Source organism: Kribbella sp. NBC_00359, assembly GCF_036097425.1.
GTDB lineage: Bacteria > Actinomycetota > Actinomycetes > Propionibacteriales > Kribbellaceae > Kribbella.
In genome coordinates this window covers 8,872,248-8,889,665 of the sequence record NZ_CP107975.1, presented here as the reverse complement: position 1 = coordinate 8,889,665, position 17,418 = coordinate 8,872,248, and the positions used below count along the sequence as shown (strand labels likewise).

Genomic DNA, 17,418 nt, shown 5'->3' with positions numbered 1-17,418 from the left:
CACCAAGCGTAGGGAGCCACGGCGAGCGGTTCTATGTCTATAAAGCGCCAATCTATGTCTGATCGTCTTGCGCAACGCGAGTATCATTCCAACCATGGATGTTCTTGCCGATGTCGTCTCCGCGCTCCGGACCGGGCCGGCCACGTCCGGCCGGACCGATGTCCGCGGGCCGTGGGGCCTGCGCTTCGCGCACTCGCTCGGCGCGACCTTCCATCTGGTCCTGCAGGGCACGGCGTGGCTGCTGCCGCCAGGTGGGACGCCGGTTGCCATGGGTCCAGGTGACGTGGTGCTGATGCCCCGCGGCCTCGAGCACGCGCTCGCGGATCATCCCGAGTCGCCGTTGGTCGACTTCGATCCAGCCGTCGAGAAGCCCGTCCAAGGCGACGGCGCGCGCTCGCTGCTGCTGTGCGGCACCTACCGGCTCGATCGGGAGCGGCCGCATCCGGTGCTGAGCCGGCTGCCCGATGTCGTCTACGTCCCCGCGGACCCGGGCCGGCATCGCACGCTGCACACCGCGATCGGCATTCTCGGCGAAGAGCTCGACGCCCAGCGCCCAGGCGCCGCCGCGGTCGTACCGCCGCTTGTCGATGCGCTGCTCGTGCTGATCCTGCGGGCCTGGTTCGAGGATCGCAATTGCCCGACCGAGAGCGACTGGTCCCGGGCCTTGACCGATCCCGCCGTCGCGCAGTCCCTCGAACTGATCCACGCCGAGCCTGGCGCGTCCTGGACCGTCGCTGATCTCGCGTCGAGAGTCGGCCTGTCGCGGGCTGCCTTCGCCCGGAGATTCACCGAGGCTGTCGGCGAGCCGCCGCTGACCTATCTGTCGCGGTGGCGGATGACGACGGCGGCCCGGCTGCTGCGGGATCACGATCGGCCGCTCGCGACGGTGGCGAAGGAGATCGGGTACACGTCCGAGTTCGCGTTCGCCAAGGCGTTCAAGCGGGACTTCGGCATCCCGCCCGGGACCTACCGCCGGCAGCTCACCCTCACCTGACCGTCAGGTCGTCGGGTCGGAGCGTGGCGACCAGTTCGCCACGGCTGCGTACGCCGACCTTGCCGAACGCGGCCTTCAGATGGTCCTGGACGGTGTGCGGCGAGATCGACAGCCGATCGGCGATCTCCGTGGTGGTGTGCCCGGAGATGACCTCGAGGCAGATCTCCCGTTCCCGGGTGGTCAGTCCGTACGCCGCCAGCAGCATGCCGACCAGGTGATGGCCCGAGGCCGGCTCGATCGTGACGACGACCTCCTCCTCGTCCCCGATCAATCGGCTGCCCTGCAAGACGACCCAGCCACCCGATGCGGTCTGCACGCGGGCCTGGAACGTCCCGGCCGCGGCGGCGCGGGTGCCGGTCACGACTGCCCGCAGCAGGACTTCGAACCGCCCGGGTGCGATCTCGTTCAGCTCGTCCTGCCAGGTCCGGGCGGCCGCGGTGATCGCGCGTGGCTCGCCGCTCGGCCCGGTGACGACGATCGACGGGCCGACCCCGCCGCGGTACCCGTGCGCGTCCGTCCGTACGGCGACCCGCGTGGCCGCGCCGATGACCGGCGCCACCGAGCCCAGGAACTCCACTTCCCGATCGCTGTAGTCAGGGCCGCCGCGGACGAACCCGGCCGCACCCCAGCAGTCGCCGTCGACCGTGAACGTCGCCCGCACCTCGTGCTCGATGCCGAGCGGCCGCCACACCTCGTTCAGCCGCCGGTGCCCGACAACCTCGCGATGGGGCAGATCGGACAGCCGTGCCACCGGGCGTGAGTGCCGGGCCAGTTCGGCGAACGAGTTCGGGTCGGTTCCGGCGTACTCCGTCTCGGCCAGCCGCGGCTCGTACTCCGACGGGATGCGGTCGCGGCCGCTCGTCATCGAGCTGATCACCAGCGTGCCCGGATCCATGCCGGCCCAGCAGGTCAGCTCACTGCCGATGACCTGCTCGACCACCTCGATCGCGGCGGCGTGCAGGTCCACGACGCCCAGTCCCGACGTCGCCAGTGCCGCGATGTCCCGGCGCGCGGCTCGCGCCCGGCCCTCCCACATGGGCTCAGTATGCGCCGCCGTACCGGTGCCGCCCATCCCACAAATGTGGGGATTCCACGCCCTCCCCGAGCCCACTGCGACGGGATTCAAAGGCGGTCTGCCGCTTCCTACCGTCGCAGCCAGGACCACCGGCAAGGGGAGGACATCATGACGGAATCAGTGCACCTCAGTACGGCGGGCACCGGCGCGGAGTACGTCGCTCCGGACGCGACCGTGACCGTGAAGATCGGCGCCGAGCACACGGGTGAGCAGTACGAGATCTTCGAGCTCGACGCACCGCGGGGTCCGGCCTCGCCGCCGCACAGCGAGCCCTGGAGCAAGGCGTTCTACGTGCTGCAGGGCCGGATCCTGGTCCAGGCAGGCGATCAGGGCTACGACCTCGGACCCGGCGCCTCGATCAGCATCCCAGCGGGCACGCTGAACACGTTCTCGGTACTGACGCCGGCCGCGAAGTTCCTCGCCGTCAGCCAGACCGGGCGGATGGGCGCCTTCTTCGCCGACCTCGCTTCAGGAGCGACAGCATGAGTACGGCGGCGCAGGTGCTGGCCGTGTTGATCGCGGTGGTGCTGACCGTGGTGTTCGTGATGGAGGCGATCCTCTACCGGAACCCGAGGCTCTACCCGATGTTCCTCACCAAGCCGGGCGATCTCGACGCGGTCCGGATGTGGACGGTCAACATGGGTTGGTACAACCTGACCACCGCGGCCGCTCTGGTCGCGGGCGTCGTCCTGGTGCAGACCGATCACCTCGCGCAGGGTCAGGCGCTGATCGTGTTCACCGCCGCTCAGCACACGTTCTTGGCTGTCGTGCTGGTCATCTCGCAGCCGAAGCTCTGGCTCAACTCACTGATGGAAGGCGTGCCCGCCGCGGTGCTACTCATCCTCGCCCTCAACTGAGCAGAACGGCGCCAACCGTAGGAAAGTTACACACTTTGCGCCACCATGGGCATCGAGCACCACGCACACTCAAGGTTCCCGGAATGTCACCGACAGTTTCCACGGTCCGGGTGCCTGCCGCCCTGAGTAGCAGTGAAGGTGAGGCCCATGAGCCCAATCAGTCGCAGGACCCTTGTCTTCGGCGGACTTGCCGCGGCCGGCGTCAGCGCCGTCCCGGTCCGCTCGGCCGTGATCGCGGCGACCGCGGCAGTTCCGTACCCGTTCCAGCTCGGGATCGCCTCCGGCGAACCCGACGCGAACAGCGTCATCCTCTGGACCCGGCTGGCCCCGTCGCCCCTGAACGCGGACGGCCAGGGCGGGATGGCGACCGCCGACGTCGTCGTCGACTGGCAGGTGTCGACCACCGACACCTTCAGCACCCTCGTCGCGTTCGGTTCCGTCACCGCCAAGTACGCCGCCGCCCACTCGGTGCACGTCGTCGCGGGCGGCCTCACCCCGGACTCCGACTACTACTACCGCTTCCGCGCGCAGGGCCATCTCTCACCGGTCGGCCGCACCCGCACCACCCCCGCGGTCGGCACGAACGGCCGCAACCTGGTGATGGCCTTCACCTCCTGCTCCCACTACGAGGAGGGGTACTTCACCGTCTACCGGCGGATGGCCGAGGAGAATCCGGGTGTCATCCTGCACCTGGGTGACTACATCTACGAATACGGCCCGACGACCGGACGCCCGCGGTTGCACCTGGGCAACGAGGTCGTGGCGCTCGCGGACTACCGCCGTCGGTACGCGCAGTACAAGACCGACCCGGATCTTCAGGCTGCCCACGCGGTCGCGCCGTGGATCGTCGTACCGGACGACCATGAGGTGGAGAACAACTACGCCGGCACGATCCGTGAGAACAACACCCCCGCGCTGACCGCCGCGCAGTGGACTGCCCGTCGATCCGCGGCGTACCAGGCGTACTACGAGAACATGCCGCTGCGGCCCGCACAGGTGAACAGCGGCAACAGCATCCAGCTCTACCGGCGGCTGCGGTGGGGGAGTCTCGCGACGTTCCACATGCTCGACACCCGGCAGCACCGCAACGACCAGGCCTGTGGTGACGGGTGGAAGATCTGCTCCGACGCGGATCTGGCGTCGCGCAGTCTGCCGGGCAATTCGCAGGAGTCCTGGCTGCTGGACGGTCTCGGGCAGCACCTCGGCACGTGGGACATCATCGGCCAGCAGGTGTTCTTCGCGCGGCGGTTCAACTCGACCGGCGCGAGCATGGACTCCTGGGACGGCTACCGCGCGTCCCGGGCCCGGATCCAGCAGGGCTGGGTGGACCGTGCCGTCCGCAACCCCGTCGTACTCACGGGCGACGTACACCGTGCCTGGGGCAACGACCTGAAGGCCGACTACAACAACGCGAACTCGGCAACCATCGGCAGCGAGTTGGTGACGAGCTCGGTGACGTCGAGCGGCGACGGCGATGCGACCACCACGATCCCCGACGTGGGGACGAACCCGTGGCTGAAGTTCTACAGCAACCGGCGCGGCTACATCCGTGCGACTGTCAGCCCGACGCAGATGAGCGCCGATTTCCGTGCGGTGGCGAAGGTATCGGAGCACGATGCCGCGGCGTCGACGCTGAAGTCGTTCGTCATCCAAGAGGGCCAGCCCGGCCTGCAGGCGGTGTGAGGCGATGATGAAGAAGACACTGGCCGTCACTGCGCTGGCTGCAACCACGCTCACGTTCACTGCCACCACTGCGGACGCCCACATCGCCGCACCGACCTGGGTGACCGCCAACAGCGTGTCCACCGGCGACCAGGACGCTCCGTCGGTTGCGACCAACCGCAACGGCTATGTGGCCGTGGCGTGGGAGGACGACCGCGACACCGACAACGCGACCGACAACGTGCACAGCGAGATCTTCCTTCGTGTGTTCCACAACGGGACGTCGCTGTACGAGATCAAGCTGTCGGCCGGAGGCAGTAGTGGCGTGACCAACTGGCGTCATTTGCACCCCGACGTCGGACTGGATGACAAGGGCAACGCGGTCGTGGTCTGGCAGGACGACCCGGACGGCAACGGCCTCTACAACATCCCGTACCGCGTCGTGAACACCGCCGGCACGGTGACCGCAACCGGCAACGCCAACACCAGCGCCGATGGTCAACAGATCAACCCGCGCGTCGCTGTCGACCCGGATGGTGCGCCGACCAGTGCCGCGGTCGCGTTCACCGTGGTGTGGGAAGACATCCAGACCGGCACGCCGGCCACGGTGAAGGCAGCCGGGTACACCGGGCCGACGACCCGGGCTTGGGAAGTCACCGCATCGCAGACGACCGGACAACATCACAACCCGGACGTGGCCGTCTCGGCGTCCGGTGATGCGGTCGTGGTGTGGGACGAGGACGGCGACGCCGATGCGGCTTACAACGTCGGACTGATCCGGCTGGGCCGGACCAACGGTGCGGCCACGCTGTCACGCCGGATCGCGAACTCCAACACTGGCGGTCAGCAGACCCACGCCGCGGTGGCGGCCAACTTCAATGGCGACTTCGCGGTCGCGTGGGAGTCGGACCACACCGGTACGGCGGGCGTGTGGACGCGCTCGTTCGGCTCCACCGGCACCGCCCGGTACGCCGACGTCCAGGTGGCCGCCGGTGGCATGGCGCCGTCCGTGGGCATCGACGACCAGGCGCAGTCGGTCGTGGGCTGGACAGTCCAGGCCGCCACCCTCGATGTCTGGGTCCGCGGCTTCGGGACGACCGGCACGGATACCGGCCGGTTGTCGTCGCAGCAGCTCAGTTCCCTAGCTGACGGCCGCCAGGAGCAGATGACGGTCGCGGTCTCGCCGTACGCCGAAGTCGCTGTCGCCTACACCGACGACAACGACGGCAACACCTACGACCAGGTCATCCTGGGCACTGGAATCTCCAACAACAGTTGGTGAATCACCGTGTCGCCGGGGACATCGTGCTCAGCACGGCGTCCCCGGCCGTGACCACCTCGAGCCGGTCGATGTCGTGCAGCGGGATCGACGTACTGGCCGGGACATCGGCCCGATAGTTGCTCGGAGCCGCCCACCAGCCGGCCGTCTCGACGGTCCCGTCCCGGCCGTGCACAATCAGCATGCAGTGTTCGCCGGGCTTGAGGTCGGTCATCCGGAGTTCGATGTCGGTGCCCCAGCCATGACTGGTCAGCTCGGCCGTGGTGTCGATACCGCCGACGCCGTTCGTCGCCGTCCAGGTCGTCGAGTCCGGGTGGTCGATCACCTGCCATCCGAGCGCACCGCCGACGATCACCGCGGCCGCGGCCGCCAGCAGCCACCTGCGACGGACCGGCCGCTTCCGCAGTTGCAGTGGTGGCGGCTCCGGCTCGTGCGACTCGATGTCCTCGACAGGTACGACGTGCAGCAGTCCGGGCAACTGGGCGAACTGGAGGAGGGCCTCGCGGCAGGTCGCGCAGGTCTCGAGGTGCTGTTCGGTGGTACGCCGTTCCGCCGCATCGAGTGCACCCAGGACGTAGGCGCCGATCGTGATGGTCTCCGGGCACGTCATGGGCCGGTCACTCCTCGCTCCTCCAGGGCGGCGCGCAACGCGTGCAGCGCGTAGTAGCTCCTCGATTTCACCGTCCCGGGCGGAACCCCGAGGACGACTGCCGCCTCGGCGACGGTGCGCCGCCGGTAGAACAGTTCGATGATCACCTGCCGGTGGTCGTGGCTGAGGCCGTGCAGGACCTCGACCACCTGCCAGACCTGCAGCACGCGGTCGATGTCGTCGCCGAGCGCCGGGAACTCGCGGTCCTCGATCGGTACCTCGGTCACCCTGGCGACGCGTTTGCGCTGCCCGGAGATGACCAGGTTGCGCGCGACCGTGAACAGCCAGCGACCGGCCCGGTCGGGATCCAGGTCGGCCGAATGCTTCCACGCCCGCGTCATCGTCTCCTGCACGATGTCCTCGGCGTACTGGCGATCTCCGCCCACCGAACGCAGGACGTAACCGAACAACGGACGCCGGTACCTGTCGTACAGCGCGCGGATCACCGTGTCGTCATCCACACCCGACAGATACGCGGAAAAGCGGTCAAGGGTTCAACTGAACCTCCCGGCCCTGGATCGCGTACTTGTCCGGGAGAGGAGTGACCTCGGATGAAATCTGGGAAATTGTTGCTTGGAGCAATAGTCGGACTCGCGACGCTGACCGCCTGCGGTGGTGGCGGCGCGAACCAGTCGGCGGGGAGCGCACCGGCCGCCGCGAACGGAGCCGTCTCCGTGAAGCAGGTGGACGGTGTCGGCCAGACCCTGGTCGACTCGGCGGGCAAGACGCTCTACTTCGCCGACCAGGAGGCCGGCGGCATGGTCAAATGCACGGCGGGCTGCTTGAGCTTCTGGATGCCGGTCGCCGGATCCGCTGATGCGGCGAAGGCGATGCCCGGACTGGGAGTGGTCAAGCGATCCGACACCGGGAACGATCAGCTCACGTTCCAGGGCAAGCCGCTGTACACGTTCAAGCTGGACACCGCGGCCGGACAAGGCAAGGGAAACAACGTCCAGGACGCCTTCGCCGGGACCGCGTTCACCTGGCACGCGGCAACCACCACGGCCGCAGCACCGACGCAAGCGCCGTCATCCACGGGTGGTGGGGGCTACGGCTACTAGCGGGCGAACAGCGCGGTGAGGCGGCCGCGGGCAATGGACTTGGAGTCGATTGCCTTGAGGGCCTCGTCGAGCTTGGTGCCACCGGGCAGGCCGGTTGCCTCGGACAACGCGTAGATCGTGAAGCGGTAGTGATGCGTGCCACTCGGTGGGCAGGGACCGAAGTACGCGGACTTGCCGGCTGAGTTGGCGGCCTGCTTCGCGGCGGGTGGCAGCTGTCCTTCGGCGATCGACGTGGTCGTGGGCTCGAGGTCGAGCACGACCCAATGGGTGAAGGTGCCACGTGGTGCATCCGGATCGTCGACCACGATCGCCAGCGCGCCGGTGCCGGCGGGCAGCCCGGTCCACGCCAGCGGTGGTGAGACACCGTCGCCGTCGCACGTGTACTTGCGCGGGATCGGGCCGCCGTCGGTGAACGCCGTACTGGTCACGGTGATGCTGGCCGGGGCGGTGGTGGCGGGCTCCTTTGCGTCGCCACCACCGCACCCGGCCGTCAGGAAGAGGACGGTCGTCCACAGGCCGAGCCGTAGTCGCACCCCTTCAACGTACTGGTGTTACCGGCCGGGGACGAAGACGATCGCGTCGCCAACGGCGCGTTCGGCGCCACCGGTGCCGCTCGGGTGGTTGACCACCGTGCCGTCGTGCAAGGCCATCGCAGTGGAGCCGCCGCCGTCGAGGTTGATCGAGTTCCGCAGGCCGAGCGCCTTCGCGACCGCGGCCGTCTCGTTCATCGTCGTACCGACGCTCATCGTCTGGCGGCCGTCGATCGTCGCAAGCATGATCTTGCCGTCCGGCGTCGTACCGGCGATCGTGCGCGGGTTGCGGTCGAAGAAGCTTCCGGTGCCGCCCGGTACGACGATCTCGCCGTTCGCCGTCAAGCGGTAGCGACCGGTCACGCCGTACAGGCCGCTGCGGAGCGGGACCTTGTCGCCGGTTTCGTTCGACACCTTCAGGTCGGTGCGGACGCAGCCCTTCACCTTCAGGAGCGCGACGGTGTCCTGGCCGGTCGCCTGGAGTGAGGTCTGGCTCGCGGTCAGGGTCGTGCCGCGTGTGGTCGACGTACGGACGACGCAGCCGCGACGGTCCAGCACGACCTCGACTCCGGCGCCGGCCGGGGTGGCCGCGGCGAACTCGGGGGTGAAAAGTACGACGTCACCCGGCGCCGTGCAGGTGGTCTGGTCCGGCAGCGTCGCGCAGGCGGTCGGGATCACCGGCGGGTGGTTGACGAACTCGAGCGGGAGTTCGGCGCCGGTGGAGCGGTTCCGGATCGTGCCGGACCAGCTCAGGTGGCCCATGACGACCTTGTTGCTTTTGGCATCGATCAGGAGGTTGGCCTCGGTCGGGTCGGTCAGGGGCTCACTCAGCAGTTTGCCGTCGGAGATTCCGAGGCCGACCGGGTCGCCCGGGTACAGCGGGTCCGCGGTGAAGGTGAAGAAGGGCGCGTTCACCCCGGCGAGCGCGCCCGTCGACTTCACCAGGTCCGAGGTCTTCTCGACGCGGGCCAGGTCGGGACCGTACGTCGTCTTCAGGTGGCCCTTCGACTTCGCCGGGTCGATGGTGAGCACATTGACGACCCACGGGCCGCGCGGCGTGGTGTTGATCTGATCGGCCGGCGCCGGGTCGGTCCCACGCACGATCCGCGTCAGCGTGACCCCGCGAGCCAGCACCTGGCTGGTCCGGGTCTCCACCAGATCCGCGTCCCCGAGCGGCAGCCCCTGTCCGGCCGGCACCAGCACAGCCGCCGTACCAACCCCATCGATCGGAGCCGCACCGGCGGACGGCACCATCGCGGCCGTCACCACACCCAACACCGCGGCCGCGCCCAGCGCAGCCGGAATACTCGAGCGGAAGTAGTCATGCCGACCATCGTCGGGGCCGGTGGTGGAATCTTTCCACTCCAGCCCCTGACTGGGCAGCATCTGACAGGTTACGGTTCAGTGCCTCGGCGTGAGCCGGATGACCGGTAGTTCGCGATCGGTCTTCACCTGGTACTCCGCGAACCGCGGTGCGGCGGTCGTGATCTGCTCCCACGCTTGCACGCGCTCCGGGCCGTGCAACTGTTCCGCGCGGACGTCCACGGTCTTGCCATCGACGTCGATCCGGACCTGGTCGGGGTGGGCAGCGAGGTTGTAGTACCAGTCAGGGTTGCCTGGTGCGCCGGCCGCGGAGGCCACCACCAGCCAGCTCCCGTCGGTCCCGGGGAACCAGCCGACCGGCGTCGTCCGCTCGAGACCGCTCTTGCGGCCGACTGTGATCAGCGCCATCGCGTTGAAGCCCAGGAACTTGGCCCCGCGGCGCCGGACACGCCGGGCCATCAGGCGGTTCATCCAGCTCATCACGCGCCCCTTCGGCTGGCGGGCGCCGCGCGTACCTGGTTGGGTGTCGAAGCTCATCGCCCGTTCACCGCCTCGGCGGCGTGGACGGTGCGGGTGGTGGTGACGCGGTTGTCGTGCGTGAACGGCTTGCCTTCGAGGTTGAAGCTCCACGACACGGTCGGCGTGATGCGCAGATAGGCGCCGGGGCCGAAGCGGCCATCGCGTTCGACGAGTTCGGCGTTGCCGTAGATGCGCAGGTAGCGCGGGACCCATGGGGTGACGGACGCCAGGTCGTCCAGGATGACCGCGACCTTGGTGTTCCCGTCCCGGACATTGCGGAACTTCCGCGTCCTGGCGGGGTCCATGCCGCCGATGAACAGGTGCGTCCCGTCGTACTCGAACCCGACCGGTACGGCGTCCGGCTGGCCGTCGCTGGAGACGGTCGCGATCCGCGCCAGCTGCTGGGATCGCAGGTAGGCGAGCTCCTCGTCGCTGAAAGACATCGCTTCTCCTCGATAGTTAACGCCACGTACTGTACGCAATGTTAACTATACATGCCATGTACCTTAGTGGATGTGAGTGAGACGGAGATGCCCGCCGATCCGGTGCGGGCTCGCGCCGCGGGGGACTCGCGTCCGGCTGCGCCGCTGCTGCACGCCGTCGACCTGGATGTGGACCGGATGGATGCCGCCGCGGGGCTGCTGCAGCTCACGGGCGTGGTGCAGGGCATCTACGCGAGCCTGTCCGAACGGCACGACCTGACGCCGGTCCAGGCCAGGTTGCTCTGCGTCCTGCTCGGTGGTCCGAAGGGAATGGCCGAGCTGGCGCAGTGTTTCGGCGTCGAGAAGGCCGCGCTGACCGGCTTGATGGACAGGGCCGAGAAGCGTGGGCTGGCCGAGCGTTCGCGGGTTCCCGGCGACCGGCGGGCCGTTCAGGTGACGCTCACCGACGCCGGCCACCGCGCGGCGACAGCCTTCCATGCCGACGTCAGCGACGCGCTGAACCAGTTGCTCGAGCCACTCGGGGCTCCCGACCGTGAACACTTCCGCGCGACCATGGCCGGCATCGTCGCCACGTGCCGGTCCGCGCACGGTGCGTGCTGAGCGTCCAACCGGTGAAACCGGCCCCGGGTTCGGGGTGAAGCGTTCCTATACGATCCAGCCGTGCCGAAGCCCTTGAGCGCCTGAAGTGTCCGCCGTCGTCGGTGCCTTCGTTGCGCTGGTCTCGGTGGCCGTGCTCGGGTACGTCGTCGGGCTGACCGGCGTACTGCGGGCTCAGGACGAGCTGGTGCTGTCCCGGCTGGCGTTCTTCGTGGCGACGCCGGCGTTGCTGTTCACGACCGTCGCCCGCGCGGACCTGCATTCGATCTTCTCGGTCGTCTTCGTGACGAACGTAGCCAGCCTGTTCGTGGTCCAGGTGATCTTCCTGCTGGTGGCGGCGCTGATCTGGCGACGGACGAGATCCGAGGCCACGATCGGCGTACTCGCGTCGTCGTACGTGAACGCGGGCAACCTCGGCGTACCGGTGGCGGCGTACGTGCTCGGGGTGGGCGCGGTGGTCGCGCCGATCCTGTTGTTCCAGTTGCTGGTGATGGCGCCGATCGCGTTCGCCGTACTCGATGGTGATCGGCAGGGGACCGGCCGGCGGGTGTCGCTGCGGACCGTGGTGGCCCGTCCGTTCCGCAATCCGCTGACGGTTGCGTCGCTGCTCGGGCTGCTGTGCGCCGCGCTGGGGGTGCACCTCCCGACCCTCGTGATGCGCCCGATCGACCTGATCGCCGCGGCGGCCGTGCCTGTGGCTCTCGTCGCCTATGGACTCAGCTTGAGCGCCGGCACCAAGGACTCGATCACACTGCAGCGGGACGTCGTACTGGCCGTGCTTCTGAAGACCATGGTGCAGCCGCTTGCGGCGTACGCCGTTGGGCGCTGGGTGCTCGATCTCCACGGCGCGGCCCTGCTGGCGCCGACCTTGCTCGCCGCGTTACCGACCGCGCAGAACGTCTATGTGTACGCCGTTCACTACCGCAGCAGCCGCACGCTCGCACGCAGTGTGGTCCTGTTGAGCACCCTGCTGTCCATCCCGATCATGATCGCCATCGCTGGACTGCTGGGCTGACTCACTTCATTGCGTCGAAGGCTTCCTCGGCCACCGGGGCGACCTGATCCACGGCGACGCCGTCGTTGGCGGACTGCGCGATGACGGTCAGGGTGTTCGAACCGCGGTAGCACTGGGTGGGGAGGTTGCCGGTGGATTCGACGCAGGTGGAGCTGCCGACCTTCTTGACCTTGTCCGGGGTCGCGCCGGAGTCCGCGACGGTCTTGTTGATGTCGACCTTGCCGCGGAGCGCGATCACCACGAACATCCGGTTGCCGTCGATGGTCCCGTAGGCCTCGACCGTCGCCTGCTTCCCGTCGTTGATCCGGCTCAACGCATCCCGGGTCTGATCCAGCTGCAACTGGCCGCGGATCTCCTGATCGGTGATCCGGTCCAGCCCCGCGAGCTTCGCCGGCGGGGTGATTCCACGCGCCGTGTTCAGCCGGTTGAGCGGCCCCAGGCCCCATACGTACCCGAGCAGAGCCAGCACGGTGATCGCCACCAGCGCGACGCCGACGGTCAACCAAGGCCCCCGCAGCCGAATCCGCTGCCACCACTTCTTCTTCACGCCGGAATCCGAAGCGTCGGTCCGCTGCCACCACTTCTTCTTCGCGGTGACGGACGCAGTGGCGGTCGCGGTCGCAGCGCCGGTGGTCGCCGTGGCCGCACTCGCCGGCACCTTCCCGGCGGCGGGGTCGGCTGGTCCCGCCTCGTCCGCGGCCTTCCCGGATCCGCTCACCGGCGCCAGCTCGGTCGTGGTCTCCGCAGCCGTCGCGGTGTCGTCCGCCGGCTTCGCGTCTGGTGTGGTCTTGTCCGCGGGTTCGGGGGCGGGGGTGGCGGGAGCCTCGGGGGTTGGGCGGGCCGGGGTGTTGGGGTCGCTCATGGGGCTGGCTCCTCGGACGTGCGGTCGCGCGGTTCGGACCCGATGGTTCCACATCGAGACAAATCCGCTCCGTAGCGTAGTCGTTCGGTTCGCGGTCTTCGGCCCTGGCTCCTCCTCGGGAGCAGGGGACTAGTCCAGCATCTCTCGTGGCGCGGACAGGCCGGTGCCCGCCTCCCCGGAAGGAGGCGGGCACCGGGTGACATGGGAGCGCTCAGAGGGCGGCGACGACCTTGATCGCGTCGGTGCTGTCCGGGTGCCAGATGATCTCGCCGGTGATCCGGCCGGCCGCCCGCAGGTCGGGCTCGGCCCGCTCGGCCAGCGCCAGCCGGGCGGCGGGACCGGTGACCTCGACCTTGCTGACCTCGGTCTTCATCGAGACCTGCGCCTCCGACTTGGCGCCGCGGATCCCCGCGAGCACCTCGGAGACCGCGTCCAGGACCTCCGGCTCCTGCGCCGCGACGGCGAGATCGGCATCCGGCGTCGGCCAGCTCGCCACGTGGATCGAACCCTCCTGCCACCACGACCACACCTCTTCGGTCGCGAACGGCAGGTACGGCGCGAGCAGCCGCAACTGGACCGACAACGCAACGGCCAGTGCCGCCTTCGCCGACGCCGCGGCGGCCTCACCCTGACCGCCGTACGCGCGCTCCTTCACCAGCTCGACGTAATCGTCGCAGAAGGTCCAGAAGAACCGCTCACTCACCTCGAGCGCGCCGGTGTAGTCGTACCGCTCGAAGGCGGCCGTCGCGTCGGCGACCACCGACCGCAGCCGCTGCAGCATCGCCAGGTCGACCGGCTCGGTGACCGCGGACGCGTCCACCGTCGTCGCCCCGAACCCGAGGACGAACTTCGACGCGTTCAGGACCTTGATCGCCAGCCGGCGCCCGACCTTCATCTGCGACTCGTCGAACGGCGAGTCCAGCCCCGGCCGGGTCATCGCGGCCCGCCACCGGACCGCGTCCGAGCCGAACTTGGTCAGGATCTCGTCCGGGATGATCGCGTTGCCCTTGGACTTGCTGAGCTTCTTGCGATCCGGGTCGACGACGAAGCCGGAGATCATCGACCGCGCCCACGGCAGCGTGCCGTTCTCGAAGTGGGCCCGGACGATGCGCGAGAACAACCAGGTCCGGATGATCTCGTGCGCGTGCGTGTTCAGGTCCATCGGGAACGTACGGCCGAACAGGTCCTCGTCCCGCTCCCAGCCACAGACGATCTGCGGCGACAGCGACGACGTGGCCCACGTGTCCATCACATCCGGGTCCGCCACGAACCCACCCGGCTTGCCGCGCCGGGATTCGTCGTACCCCCGCGGAGCCTGCGAGGTCGGGTCGATCGGGAGCTCCGCCTCCGACGGCATCAGCGGGTGGTCGTAGTCCGTCTCGCCCTCGGCGTCGACCGGATACCAGACCGGGAAGGGCACGCCGAAGAAGCGCTGGCGGGAGATCAGCCAGTCGCCGTTCAGCCCCTCGACCCAGTTCAGGTACCGGTGCCGCATGTGCTCCGGGACCCAGGCCAGCTCGTTGCCCCGGTCGATGAACTCCTGCTTGAGATCGGCGTCCCGGCCGCCGTTCTTGATGTACCACTGCCGGGTCGAGACGATCTCCAGCGGCTTGTCGCCCTTCTCGAAGAAGCTGGCCATCCGCTGCGTGGGCGTCGGCTCGCCTTCGAGGTCACCGCTCTCGCGCAGCTTCTCGACGATCAGCTCACGCGCGCTGAACACGGTCTTGCCGGCGAGCTCGCCGTACAGCTCGGAGCCGGCGAGCCACTCCGGGGTCTCGCGCAGCAGCCGGCCGTCGCGACCGATGACCGTGCGGGTCGGGAGCTGCAGCTCGCGCCACCACTGGATGTCGGTCTGGTCGCCGAACGTGCAGCACATCGCGATACCGGCGCCCTTGTCGGGCTCGGCCGCCTCATGCGCGAGAACCGGCACGTCGACACCGAACAGCGGTGACGTGACCGTCTTGCCGAACAAACCCTGGTACCGCTCGTCGTCCGGGTGCGCGATCAGGGCGACGCACGCCGGGATCAGCTCCGGCCGGGTGGTCTCGATGTAGACCGGTCCGTGCGGCGCGTGGAACGCGATCCGGTGGAAGAAGCCCGGATAGCTCCGCGGCTCCATCTCGGCCTGCGCGACCGCCGTCTGGAAGGTGACGTCCCAGACCGTCGGCGCCTCCGACAGGTACGCCTCGCCGCGGGCGAAGTTGCGCAGGAAGGCGCGCTGGGACGTACGGCGGGAGTCCTCGGAGATCGTCGTATAGAGGTAGGACCAATCGACGCTCAGACCGACCTTCCGCCACATCGCCTCGAACGCCTGCTCGTCGATGTGCGTCAGCTCGCCGCACAGGTCGACGAAGTTCTGCCGGGCGATCGGGACCTGCTTCTTCGGGTCCGGCTTGGCCGGGGGAGTGAAGTCTGGGTCGTACGGCAGCGACGGGTCGCAGCGGACGCCGTAGAAGTTCTGGACCCGGCGCTCGGTGGGCAGGCCGTTGTCGTCCCAGCCGATCGGGTAGAAGACCTTCTTCCCGCGCATGCGCTGGAACCGGGCGATCAGGTCGGTGTGGGTGTAGCTGAAGATGTGCCCGACGTGCAGCGACCCGGAGACCGTCGGCGGAGGCGTGTCGATCGAGAAGACGTCGGCGCGCTCCGCGGTGCGGTCGAAGGCGTAGGTCTGCTGCTCCTTCCATACGGCAGCCCACTTCTCCTCGAGACCTTCGAGGCTGGGCTTGTCTGGAACACGGGACGTCTGGGTCATGCGCACAATCGTAGTGGTTGTCAAGGGGTGCTTCCGACCGGTTATCCACACCCCCTCCTAGACTGGGCCTCCTGATGAGCGACCTCTCCTACGCCGACGTATCGGCACGGCTCCAGCAAAGATGGCCGGAGCACAAGATCGAGCCCACGCTGGACCGGATCCAACGGCTGGTCGAGCTGCTCGGCGACCCGCAGAAGGCCTACCCCGTGGTGCATCTGACCGGGACCAACGGCAAGACCTCGACCGCGCGGATGATCGACACCCTGCTCCGCGAGGCGGGCCTGCGCACCGGCCGGTTCACCAGCCCGCACCTGGAGTCGGTCCGGGAGCGGATCACCCTGGACGGCGAACCGATCAGCGAGCAACTCTTCGTCGACGCGTACGCCGAGATCGCGCCGTACCTGGACGTGGTCGACGCCGAGCAGGAACATCCGCTGTCGTTCTTCGAGGTGATGACCGCGATGGCGTTCGCGGTCTTCGCGGACGCGCCCGTCGACGTGGCCGTCATCGAGGTCGGCCTCGGCGGCACCTGGGACTCCACCAACGTCGCCGACGGGACCGTCTCGGTGATCACCCCGGTCGCGGTCGACCACGCGCACATCCTCGGCGCGGATCCGGTCACGATCGCCCGGGACAAGGCCGGCATCATCAAGCCCGGCGGTACGACGGTGATGTCACAGCAGAGCCTGGACGTCTTCGAGGTGCTGCTGGCCAAGGCCGCCGAGGTCGGTTCGCAGGTCGCCCGCGAAGGGATCGAGTTCGGCATCACGAGCCGCTCGGTCGCGGTCGGCGGCCAGCTGATCGACATCAAGGGCCTGGGCGGGGAGTACGACGAGATCTACGTCCCCCTGCACGGTGAGTACCAGGCGCACAACGCGGCTACCGCGGTCGCCGCCGTGGAAGCGCTGCTGGGCGCCGGCCCGCAGGCCGAAGGCCGCGTCACCACCGAGCTTCTCCAGGCCGGCTTCGCCCAGGTCACCAGCCCCGGCCGGATGGAGGTCGTCCGGACCAGCCCGACGATCATCGTCGACGCCGCGCACAACCCGCACGGCGCCGAGGCGACCGCGGCCACGGTCTCCGAGGCGTTCGCGTTCCAGCCGCTGATCGGCGTCCTCGGCTGCATGAAGGACAAGGACGTGTACGGCGTTCTGGAGGCGTTCGAGCCGATCATGGAGACGGTCGTGTGCACCCGGAACAGCTTCGTCGAACGCTCGATGCCGGCCGAGGAGCTGGGTGAGCTGGCGATGGAGATCTTCGGTGAGGACCGGGTGCTGGTCCGACCGCATCTGATCGACGCGATCGACGATGCGATCCGGCTGGCCGAGGAGAACGCAATCGCCATGGGGACGGGCGGCGTACTGATCACCGGATCCGTCATCACCGCCGGCGAAGCGCGCACCCTGCTGGTCCGCAAGCAGAAGCAGGGCGAGCAATGAGGTCGCTCGCCTCGATCGTGCTCGGTTTCGAGGCGTTGCTGCTCACGTTGGTCACGCCGGTGATGATCTCGGTCGCCGACGTCCGGCCCGGGGTGGCGGTGCCGGTCTGCATCGGGCTCGCCATACTGGCGATCATCGCCGCCGGTCTGCTGCGCTTCCAGCTGGGCTACATCCTCGGGTCGGTGGTCCAGGTCGGCGCGGTCGGCCTCGGGTTCGTCGTACCGGTGATGTTCGTGCTCGGCCTGGCCTTCGCGGGCTTCTGGGTGGCCGCCATCGTCCTCGGCCGCCGCATCGAGGAAGCCAAGAGGGCACACGAGGCACAGAGCGGTTAGGCTCGGCGCCCCGACCTACTTCGAGAAAGAGT

Annotated in this window: 19 protein-coding genes; 10 read left to right on the top strand and 9 right to left on the bottom strand. The window is 68.7% G+C overall.

The window, feature by feature from the left end; genetic code table 11:
- The first annotated feature begins 94 nt into the window (after positions 1-94).
- Positions 95-994, top strand: coding sequence for an AraC family transcriptional regulator (locus OG876_RS42895; RefSeq protein WP_328522487.1), 900 nt, complete (start codon positions 95-97; stop codon positions 992-994).
- Here the strand turns inward: OG876_RS42895 and OG876_RS42890 are convergent.
- A complete protein-coding gene (locus OG876_RS42890) occupies positions 987-2,030 on the bottom strand; it encodes a helix-turn-helix transcriptional regulator (protein WP_328522486.1) in 1,044 nt (347 codons plus the stop codon). The genes OG876_RS42895 and OG876_RS42890 overlap by 8 nt on opposite strands.
- 147 nt (positions 2,031-2,177) lie before the next feature.
- On the opposite strand from OG876_RS42890, the gene OG876_RS42885 reads away from it, so the two are divergent.
- The 4 genes from OG876_RS42885 (at position 2,178) to OG876_RS42870 (ending at position 5,870) form a co-directional block, all read left to right on the top strand.
- Positions 2,178-2,555: a cupin domain-containing protein gene (locus tag OG876_RS42885; RefSeq protein WP_328522485.1), complete on the top strand. Its 378-nt coding sequence runs from the start codon at positions 2,178-2,180 to the stop codon at positions 2,553-2,555.
- Positions 2,552-2,926, top strand: coding sequence for a DUF1304 family protein (locus tag OG876_RS42880; RefSeq protein ID WP_328522484.1), 375 nt, complete (start codon positions 2,552-2,554; stop codon positions 2,924-2,926). The genes OG876_RS42885 and OG876_RS42880 overlap by 4 nt, the downstream gene beginning before the upstream one ends.
- Before the next feature lie 147 nt (positions 2,927-3,073).
- On the top strand, positions 3,074-4,609 hold the full coding sequence (locus OG876_RS42875) for an alkaline phosphatase D family protein (RefSeq protein WP_328522483.1): 1,536 nt from the start codon (positions 3,074-3,076) through the stop codon (positions 4,607-4,609).
- A gap of 4 nt (positions 4,610-4,613) precedes the next feature.
- Complete coding sequence (locus OG876_RS42870; protein WP_328522482.1) at positions 4,614-5,870, top strand: hypothetical protein; 1,257 nt, start codon at positions 4,614-4,616, stop codon at positions 5,868-5,870.
- A gap of 1 nt (position 5,871) precedes the next feature.
- Here OG876_RS42870 and OG876_RS42865 read toward each other — a convergent pair whose 3' ends face one another.
- Positions 5,872-6,477 carry an anti-sigma factor family protein gene (locus OG876_RS42865; protein WP_328522481.1) on the bottom strand — a complete coding sequence of 202 codons (606 nt, stop codon included), beginning with the start codon at positions 6,475-6,477 and terminating at the stop codon, positions 5,872-5,874.
- On the bottom strand, positions 6,474-6,977 hold the full coding sequence (locus OG876_RS42860; RefSeq protein ID WP_328522480.1) for a sigma-70 family RNA polymerase sigma factor: 504 nt from the start codon (positions 6,975-6,977) through the stop codon (positions 6,474-6,476). The genes OG876_RS42865 and OG876_RS42860 overlap by 4 nt, the downstream gene beginning before the upstream one ends.
- A 90-nt stretch (positions 6,978-7,067) precedes the next feature.
- On the opposite strand from OG876_RS42860, the gene OG876_RS42855 reads away from it, so the two are divergent.
- Positions 7,068-7,577: a hypothetical protein gene (locus tag OG876_RS42855; protein WP_328522479.1), complete on the top strand. Its 510-nt coding sequence runs from the start codon at positions 7,068-7,070 to the stop codon at positions 7,575-7,577.
- Here the strand turns inward: OG876_RS42855 and OG876_RS42850 are convergent.
- From OG876_RS42850 to OG876_RS42835, 4 genes are read right to left on the bottom strand one after another with little or no spacing between them, the layout of a single operon-like run.
- Positions 7,574-8,110, bottom strand: a complete 537-nt coding sequence (locus OG876_RS42850; RefSeq protein WP_328522478.1) for a YbhB/YbcL family Raf kinase inhibitor-like protein — start codon at positions 8,108-8,110, stop codon at positions 7,574-7,576. The genes OG876_RS42855 and OG876_RS42850 overlap by 4 nt on opposite strands.
- A gap of 18 nt (positions 8,111-8,128) precedes the next feature.
- Positions 8,129-9,493 carry a phosphodiester glycosidase family protein gene (locus OG876_RS42845; RefSeq protein ID WP_328522477.1) on the bottom strand — a complete coding sequence of 455 codons (1,365 nt, stop codon included), beginning with the start codon at positions 9,491-9,493 and terminating at the stop codon, positions 8,129-8,131.
- Between the two features lie 15 nt (positions 9,494-9,508).
- On the bottom strand, positions 9,509-9,967 hold the full coding sequence (locus OG876_RS42840; RefSeq protein ID WP_328522476.1) for a nitroreductase/quinone reductase family protein: 459 nt from the start codon (positions 9,965-9,967) through the stop codon (positions 9,509-9,511).
- Entirely contained in the window at positions 9,964-10,392 is a 429-nt protein-coding gene (locus tag OG876_RS42835; protein ID WP_328522475.1) for a PPOX class F420-dependent oxidoreductase, read from the bottom strand. The genes OG876_RS42840 and OG876_RS42835 overlap by 4 nt, the downstream gene beginning before the upstream one ends.
- Before the next feature lie 72 nt (positions 10,393-10,464).
- On the opposite strand from OG876_RS42835, the gene OG876_RS42830 reads away from it, so the two are divergent.
- Positions 10,465-10,992 carry a MarR family winged helix-turn-helix transcriptional regulator gene (locus OG876_RS42830; protein WP_328522474.1) on the top strand — a complete coding sequence of 176 codons (528 nt, stop codon included), beginning with the start codon at positions 10,465-10,467 and terminating at the stop codon, positions 10,990-10,992.
- A gap of 85 nt (positions 10,993-11,077) precedes the next feature.
- Positions 11,078-12,004: an AEC family transporter gene (locus OG876_RS42825; RefSeq protein ID WP_328522473.1), complete on the top strand. Its 927-nt coding sequence runs from the start codon at positions 11,078-11,080 to the stop codon at positions 12,002-12,004.
- 1 nt (position 12,005) lies between these two features.
- Here OG876_RS42825 and OG876_RS42820 read toward each other — a convergent pair whose 3' ends face one another.
- Together OG876_RS42820 and valS are read right to left on the bottom strand one after the other, a co-directional pair.
- A complete protein-coding gene (locus OG876_RS42820; protein ID WP_328522472.1) occupies positions 12,006-12,866 on the bottom strand; it encodes a hypothetical protein in 861 nt (286 codons plus the stop codon).
- Positions 12,867-13,077: 211 nt separating this feature from the next.
- Positions 13,078-15,618, bottom strand: coding sequence for a valine--tRNA ligase (valS, locus tag OG876_RS42815; protein WP_328522471.1), 2,541 nt, complete (start codon positions 15,616-15,618; stop codon positions 13,078-13,080).
- A gap of 74 nt (positions 15,619-15,692) precedes the next feature.
- Between valS and OG876_RS42810 the strand changes: the two genes are divergently transcribed.
- The gene (locus OG876_RS42810) at positions 15,693-17,054 is read left to right on the top strand and encodes a bifunctional folylpolyglutamate synthase/dihydrofolate synthase (RefSeq protein ID WP_328522470.1); all 1,362 of its coding nucleotides are present in this window, start codon (positions 15,693-15,695) and stop codon (positions 17,052-17,054) included.
- Entirely contained in the window at positions 17,051-17,386 is a 336-nt protein-coding gene (locus tag OG876_RS42805) for a DUF4233 domain-containing protein (protein ID WP_328522469.1), read from the top strand. The genes OG876_RS42810 and OG876_RS42805 overlap by 4 nt, the downstream gene beginning before the upstream one ends.
- Positions 17,387-17,418 lie beyond the last annotated feature (32 nt).

Coding starts and splice junctions, on each gene's coding strand:
- OG876_RS42835 (WP_328522475.1), bottom strand. CDS start 10,392: ATGTCTTTCAGCGACGAGGAGCTCGCCTACCTGCGATCCCAGCAGCTG.
- OG876_RS42840 (WP_328522476.1), bottom strand. CDS start 9,967: ATGAGCTTCGACACCCAACCAGGTACGCGCGGCGCCCGCCAGCCGAAG.
- OG876_RS42820 (WP_328522472.1), bottom strand. CDS start 12,866: ATGAGCGACCCCAACACCCCGGCCCGCCCAACCCCCGAGGCTCCCGCC.
- OG876_RS42810 (WP_328522470.1), top strand. CDS start 15,693: ATGAGCGACCTCTCCTACGCCGACGTATCGGCACGGCTCCAGCAAAGA.
- OG876_RS42865 (WP_328522481.1), bottom strand. CDS start 6,477: ATGACGTGCCCGGAGACCATCACGATCGGCGCCTACGTCCTGGGTGCA.
- OG876_RS42880 (WP_328522484.1), top strand. CDS start 2,552: ATGAGTACGGCGGCGCAGGTGCTGGCCGTGTTGATCGCGGTGGTGCTG.
- OG876_RS42845 (WP_328522477.1), bottom strand. CDS start 9,493: ATGCTGCCCAGTCAGGGGCTGGAGTGGAAAGATTCCACCACCGGCCCC.
- OG876_RS42885 (WP_328522485.1), top strand. CDS start 2,178: ATGACGGAATCAGTGCACCTCAGTACGGCGGGCACCGGCGCGGAGTAC.
- OG876_RS42805 (WP_328522469.1), top strand. CDS start 17,051: ATGAGGTCGCTCGCCTCGATCGTGCTCGGTTTCGAGGCGTTGCTGCTC.
- OG876_RS42895 (WP_328522487.1), top strand. CDS start 95: ATGGATGTTCTTGCCGATGTCGTCTCCGCGCTCCGGACCGGGCCGGCC.
- OG876_RS42890 (WP_328522486.1), bottom strand. CDS start 2,030: ATGTGGGAGGGCCGGGCGCGAGCCGCGCGCCGGGACATCGCGGCACTG.
- OG876_RS42855 (WP_328522479.1), top strand. CDS start 7,068: ATGAAATCTGGGAAATTGTTGCTTGGAGCAATAGTCGGACTCGCGACG.
- OG876_RS42870 (WP_328522482.1), top strand. CDS start 4,614: ATGATGAAGAAGACACTGGCCGTCACTGCGCTGGCTGCAACCACGCTC.
- OG876_RS42875 (WP_328522483.1), top strand. CDS start 3,074: ATGAGCCCAATCAGTCGCAGGACCCTTGTCTTCGGCGGACTTGCCGCG.
- valS (WP_328522471.1), bottom strand. CDS start 15,618: ATGACCCAGACGTCCCGTGTTCCAGACAAGCCCAGCCTCGAAGGTCTC.